General features: G+C 75.4%; 4 protein-coding genes. All 4 read right to left on the bottom strand.

The features are described from left to right. Positions 1 to 1,194, bottom strand: a 1,194-nt coding sequence (locus N866_RS15495) for a Re/Si-specific NAD(P)(+) transhydrogenase subunit alpha (RefSeq protein WP_034228002.1), incomplete at its 3' end; no start/stop codon positions are given. 295 nt (positions 1,195 to 1,489) lie between these two features. Beyond that, complete coding sequence (locus N866_RS15490; RefSeq protein WP_245612620.1) at positions 1,490 to 2,248, bottom strand: nucleoside triphosphate pyrophosphohydrolase; 759 nt, start codon at positions 2,246 to 2,248, stop codon at positions 1,490 to 1,492. 5 nt (positions 2,249 to 2,253) lie between these two features. Continuing rightward, a complete protein-coding gene (locus N866_RS15485; protein ID WP_034227999.1) occupies positions 2,254 to 2,808 on the bottom strand; it encodes a SurA N-terminal domain-containing protein in 555 nt (184 codons plus the stop codon). A 111-nt stretch (positions 2,809 to 2,919) separates the two neighbouring features. Continuing rightward, positions 2,920 to 6,284: transcription-repair coupling factor (gene mfd, locus N866_RS15480; RefSeq protein ID WP_034227998.1), on the bottom strand; the 3,365-nt coding region annotated here is incomplete at its 5' end.

Genomic DNA, 6,284 nt, shown 5'->3' with positions numbered 1-6,284 from the left:
GGCGGCCGCCGCGGCGGCGAGGCGCTGCGCCTCGACCGGGTCCACCACGGGCTGCGCCGCGGCGGCCGCGGACACCTGGACCGGCGGGGGCGGCCACAGGACCTCCCCCTCCCGCGTCACCGTCATGCCGCGCTGCACCGGGTCCTCGAGGTCGAGCGTCAGCGCGCCGTCCTTCTCCGGGGTGAGCAGCGTGAGGAGGTTGACCACGTTGGTGCCGAAGAGCTGCGAGGTGTGCCGCGGCATCCGGCTCGTGAGGTCCGTGTACCCCAGGATCACGACGCCGTTCTCGGTGACGACGCGCTCCCCCGGTACCGTGAGCTCGCAGTTGCCGCCGCCGGAGGCGGCGAGGTCGACGACGACGCTGCCCGGCCGCATCGCCGCGACCATGGCGGCCGTGATCGTCGTCGGCGCCTGCCCACGGACGAGCGCGGTGGTGACGACGACGTCGGCGCGCGCCGTCTCCTCCGCGTACATGCGGCGGGTCAGGAGCTCCTGCTCCTCCGTGAGCGCGGCGGCGTAGCCGTCCGCCGAGGCCTGCTGCTGGGCCGCCTCGGCCCGGACCGGCTGGCCGCCCATCGAGGCGATCTGCTCGCCCACCTCCGGGCGGACGTCGAACGCGCGGACCTGGGCCCCCAGGCTCGCCGCCGCGCCGATCGCGGCGAGGCCGGCGACGCCCGCGCCGATGACGAAGACGTTGGCCGGGGCCGTCTTGCCGGCGGCGGTCACCTGGCCGGTGAACATGCCGCCGTACTCCTCGGCGGCCTCGATGACCGCGCGGTAACCGGCGACGTTGGACAGGGTGCTGAGCACGTCCAGCGCCTGGGCCCGCGAGATGCGCGGGACCGCGTCCAGCGCGAGGGCGGTGACGCCGCGCGCCGCCAGCGTGGCGACCACGTCCGGGGAGGAGGCCGGCCCGAGCATCGCGACGAGCGTCTGCCCGGCGCTGAGCGCGTCGAGGCGGTCCTGCGGCGGGGTGTTCACCGTGGTGACGACGTCGGCGGCCCAGGCCTCGGCGGGCCCCGTCAGCACGGCTCCGGCGTCGGCGTACGCCTCGTCCGGGAACGCGGCGGAGACGCCCGCGCCGGACTCGACCACGACCTCGTAGCCCAGCTTGCGCAGCTGTGCCACGGTCGTGGGGGTCGCGGCCACCAGCCGCTCACCGGGCCGCGGCTCCCGGGGGACGCCGACTCTCATCGCCACATCGCCTGCTCTCCTCGCTGTCTCGCCGACGCTGCCGGCGTGCGGTCGACCCCGTGGTCGACCTCGTGGTCGACCCGGCCGGACACCCCGGCGTCGACGCCGACGATAAAACCGGCGGTCACCGGCGACCGGGACGTTCGGCTCAGGTCGTCGGCCTGCCCCCATGGTCCCGCGAGCGGCGGGACCGCGGGCGGGACGTCCGGCCGTCGGTCACCGTGCGGCACGCCTGGCCGTCGGGCAGCGGGCGCGGCGGCCCGCCGTCGGGCAGCGGGGTCCCGCGTACCGCCCGTCACGCCTCGTGGCGACGGATCCGCTCCTCGAGGTCGCGGACGGCGCCGCGCAGGGCCTGCTCCGCGTCGACACCGGCGGCCTCGGCCTCGACCGCCAGTGCGAGGAGCCGGGCACCGAGGTCGGAGCGGAGCGCGTCGACGCCGCGCTCCGGCGTCGTCCCCCGGCCGGGCGCCACCCCGTGCTCGGCCGCCGCACCGGGCGCGACCTCCTCCGGGAGGGGGACGGGCAGGCCCGCGCGGCGGGCGCGGCCGAGGACCTTCTGGGCGCGGGCCAGCGCCGGGAGGACGGGCGGGATGCCGTCGACGACCGAGGCGCGACGCTTCTCCTCCTGCTTGAGCGCCTCCCAGTTGCGGTGCACCTCCTGCGCGCCGGACACCGTGACGTCGCCGAACACGTGCGGGTGGCGGCGGCGGAGCTTCTCCGCGATCGCCTGCGCGACGTCGTCGATCCCGAACGGATCCTCGGGGTGCTCCTGGGCGACCCGGGCGTGGAACACGACCTGGAGCAGCAGGTCGCCGAGCTCCTCGCGCATCCCCGCGCGGTCCCCGGTCTCGACCGCCTCGACGACCTCCGCGACCTCCTCCACCGCGTACGGGACGAGCGACTCGTGCGTCTGCTCGGCGTCCCACGGGCAGCCGCCCGGGGAGCGGAGGCGGTCCATCACGGACACGAGCTCCGCGAGCCCCGGGTGCCGGTCGACCGGTGCGGCCGGGTCGGTCGGCACCGCCTGCCCCGTGGACGGCGGGACGTGGCTCACCGCGGTCAGCCTGCGTCGATCCAGGGTCGCTCGGGCGCGACGATCCCCCCGGGCGAGGCGATGTCGAAGGTCCCGTAGCGCGGGCTCAGCTCGACGTCGGCCCCCGCGAGGTCCTCCTCGAACGCGGCGAAGATCTCCGCCGCACCCGGGTCCTGCGCGAGCTTCTGCTGCGCGAGCGTCGCCCGGAGCACCGCCATGCTGCCCTCGCCCAGCTCCGGCAGAGCGGGCACGCCCGCCTGCGTGGCGAGCTGCTCGGCGAGCTGGACGGCCTCGGCCTCGGAGACGCCGGCCCCCGCCTCGACGGCCGCGTCCAGGAGGTACGGCGCCGCGATGAGGTTGATGAGCACCTGCTGCGCCGTGATGCCCTGCGGGACGAGCGTCCCCAGCTCGTCGACCGCCTCCTGGAGCGTGCTCTCGGAGATGGCCCGGCCGTCGACGACGGCAGCGGTGCCCGGCGTCTGGCCGCACCCGGTGAGCAGGGCAGCGCCCACCGCCAGCGTCACGGCCGTGCGGGCGGCGCGGCGCCGCGTGCGGCTCCACGTCGGCGTGGTCAGGCTCACCGGGTTACCTCCAGGCTCGAAGCGTCGGCAGCATCGTAGGCCCCGCGCGGGCCCTCGGACCGCGAGCGCGGGGCGGGCCGGTGTCAGGCCGGGGGCGGGTCGGGCGCCAGGTCAGGGGGCGTCGGCCGTCGTCGGCTGCTGCGCGACGTGCGCCGCCGCCCCGACGGACCCGCGCAGGACGGCGTCGACGAGGTCGCGCGCCCAGGCGAGCAGCTCCCCGCCGGCGAGCGCCCGGCCGCCGATCCGGCCCGTCGTCGGGAACGGGACGAGGACCGTCCGCACCGCCGGCTTCTGGATCGAGCCGGGGTACAGCCGGCGCAGCCGCAGCTGCGCCGACTCGGCCAGCTCCACGGGGGCGAAGCGGATGAACTTGCCCTGCGCGGTGACGTCCGTGAGCCCCGCGTCGCGCGCGAGGTTGCGGAAGCCCGCGACCTCGAACAGGTTCTCCACGGGCTCCGGGAACGGGCCGTAGCGGTCCACCAGCTCCGCGCGGACCTCCTCGAGGCGCTCCGCCGTCGTCGCGTCCGCGATCTTGCGGTACGCCTCGAGGCGCAGCCGCTCGTGCGCGATGTACTCGTGCGGCACGTGGGCGTCCACGGGCAGCTCGAGGGTGACGTCCGCGGGGCGCGTGTCGGGCTCGCCGCGGTAGGCCGCGACCGCCTCGCCCACCATGCGCACGTAGAGGTCGAACCCGACCCCCGCGATGTGCCCGGACTGCTCGCCGCCGAGGAGGTTGCCCGCCCCGCGGATCTCCAGGTCCTTCATCGCGACCTGCATGCCCGAGCCCAGGTCGGTGTTCGCGGCGATGGTGGCCAGCCGGTCGTGGGCCGTCTCCGTGAGCGGCCGCTCCGGCGGGTACATGAAGTACGCGTAGGCACGCTCCCGCCCACGGCCCACCCGACCGCGGAGCTGGTGCAGCTGGGACAGGCCCATACGGTCCGCACGGTCGAGGATGAGCGTGTTGGCGTTGGAGATGTCCAGGCCGGTCTCGACGATCGTCGTGCAGACGAGCACGTCGAACCGCTTCTCCCAGAAGTCGACGATCACCTGCTCGAGCTGGTGCTCGCCCATCTTCCCGTGCGCGGTCGCGATGCGGGCCTCGGGCACGAGCTCCGCGAGCCGCGCGGCCGTCCGCTCGATGCTCTCGACCTTGTTGTGCACGAAGAAGACCTGGCCCTCGCGCAGCAGCTCGCGGCGGACCGCCGCGGTGATCTGCTTCTCGTCGTAGGGGCCCACGAACGTCAGCACCGGGTGCCGCTCCTCCGGCGGGGTCGCGAGCGTGGACATCTCGCGGATGCCGGTCACGGCCATCTCCAGCGTGCGCGGGATCGGGGTGGCGCTCATCGCGAGCACGTCGACGTCCGTGCGCAGCTGCTTGAGCGTCTCCTTGTGCTCGACGCCGAAGCGCTGCTCCTCGTCGATGATGACCAGGCCCAGGTCCTTGAAGCGGACCTGCCCCGTGATGAGGCGGTGGGTGCCGATGACGACGTCGATGCTCCCCTCGGAGACGCCCTCGACGACCTCCTTCGCCTCCTTGTCCGACTGGAAGCGCGACAGGGCCCGGACCGTGACCGGGAACTGCGCGTAGCGCTCGGAGAACGTGTCGAGGTGCTGCTGGACCAGGAGCGTCGTCGGGACGAGGACGGCGACCTGCTTGCCGTCCTGGACCGCCTTGAACGCCGCCCGGACCGCGATCTCCGTCTTGCCGTAGCCGACGTCGCCGCACACGAGCCGGTCCATCGGCACGGACTTCTCCATGTCCGCCTTGACCTCGTCGATCGTGACGAGCTGGTCGGGGGTCTCGACGTGCGCGAAGGCGTCCTCGAGCTCCGCCTGCCACGGGGTGTCCGGGCTGAAGGCGTGCCCGGACGTCGCCATGCGCGCGGAGTAGAGGCGGATGAGCTCGGAGGCGATCTCCTTGATGGCCTTGCGCGCGCGGCCCTTGGTCTTGGCCCAGTCCGCGCCGCCCATCCGGTTGAGCGTCGGGGACTCCCCGCCGGTGTACTTGGTCACCTGGTCGAGCTGGTCCGTCGGGACGTAGAGCCGGTCCCCGGGCTGGCCGCGCTTGCTCGAGGCGTACTCGATGACCATGTACTCCCGGGTGCCCTTGGCCGCGCCCGTGCCGATCGTGCGCTGGACGAGCTCTACGAAGCGGCCCACGCCGTGCTGCTCGTGCACGACGAAGTCCCCGGGACGCAGCGCGAGCGGGTCCACCACGTTGCGACGCCGGGACGGCATGGCCCGCATGTCCTTGGTGGACGTGCCTGCGCGCCCCGTCAGGTCGGACTCGGTGAGGACGGCGAGCCGCAGGGCGGGCGCCACGAAGCCGCGCCCCCCGGGCGCCGGCGTGACGACGACGACGCCCTCCTCCGGCGCCTCGGCGACGTCGCCCGCGCGGCGGGCCGGTACCTCCATCGCGGTGAGCTGCTCGACCATGCGCTGGGCGGGGCCGTGGCCCTCGGTCGTCATGACCAGGCGCCAGCCCTCGCGCTGGAGCGTCCGCAGGTCCGCGACCGCGGCGGGCACGTCGCCGCGGTACCCGCGCACGTCCCGCGCCCCGAGGACGAGGGTCGTCCCCGCGTCGCCCTCCACCACGGCCGCGCGCGGCGCGCCGTCCTGCAGCGCACCGAGGGCGTCGCCGTCGGCGGACGGGTCCAGGGCGTCCTGCGCCGCGGCCGCCTCGAGCGAGAAGGCGCTGAGGGACCACCAGCCGAAGCCGCGCCCGAGGGCCTGCTCGCGCGCCTCGGCGTACTCCACGAACGACGCCGCACGCAGGTCGATCGGGGTGCTGCCGCCCGCGGCGGCCGCCGTCCAGGCGGCGTCGAGGAACTCCTGGCTCGTCGCGAGCAGGTCGTGCGCCCGGCGCCGCACCCGCTCCGGGTCGGCCACGGTCAGCAGCGAGCCCGCGGGGAGCAGGTCCAGGACCGGGACCATCCGCTCGACCAGCACGGGGGCGAGGGACTCCATGCCCTCCACGGCGATGCCCTGGGCGAGCTTCTCCAGCATCTCGGCGGCACCCGGGAGCTGCTCGGCGAGGGCGGCGGCCCGCGCCCGCACCGCGTCGCTCAGGAGGATCTCGCGGCACGGCGGCGCCCAGAGGCCCTCGGTGGCGACCTCGAGGCTGCGCTGGTCCGCCACGGCGAACCAGCGGATCTCCTCGATCTCGTCGCCCCAGAACTCGATGCGCAGCGGGTGGTCGTCGGTCGGCGGGAACACGTCGAGGATGCCGCCGCGCACGGCGAACTCCCCGCGCCGCTCGACCATGTCGACGCGCGTGTACGCCGCCGCGGGGAGCCGCTCGGCCACGTCCTGGAGGTCGGCCCGCTCGCCCGTCCGCAGGGCGACCGGCTCGAGCTCGCCGAGGCCCTCGACGACCGGCTGGAGGAGCGCCCGGACCGGCACGGCGAGCACGCGGAGCGCCCCGGCCTGACCGCCGTCGGCGGCGGGGTGCGCGAGCCGCCGGAAGACGGCGAGCC

The organism is Actinotalea ferrariae CF5-4 (assembly GCF_000603945.1).
GTDB classification, from domain to species: Bacteria; Actinomycetota; Actinomycetes; order Actinomycetales; family Cellulomonadaceae; genus Actinotalea; species Actinotalea ferrariae.
Note: the sequence above shows the minus strand (reverse complement) of the source record. Positions and strands in the feature narration are given on the sequence as shown.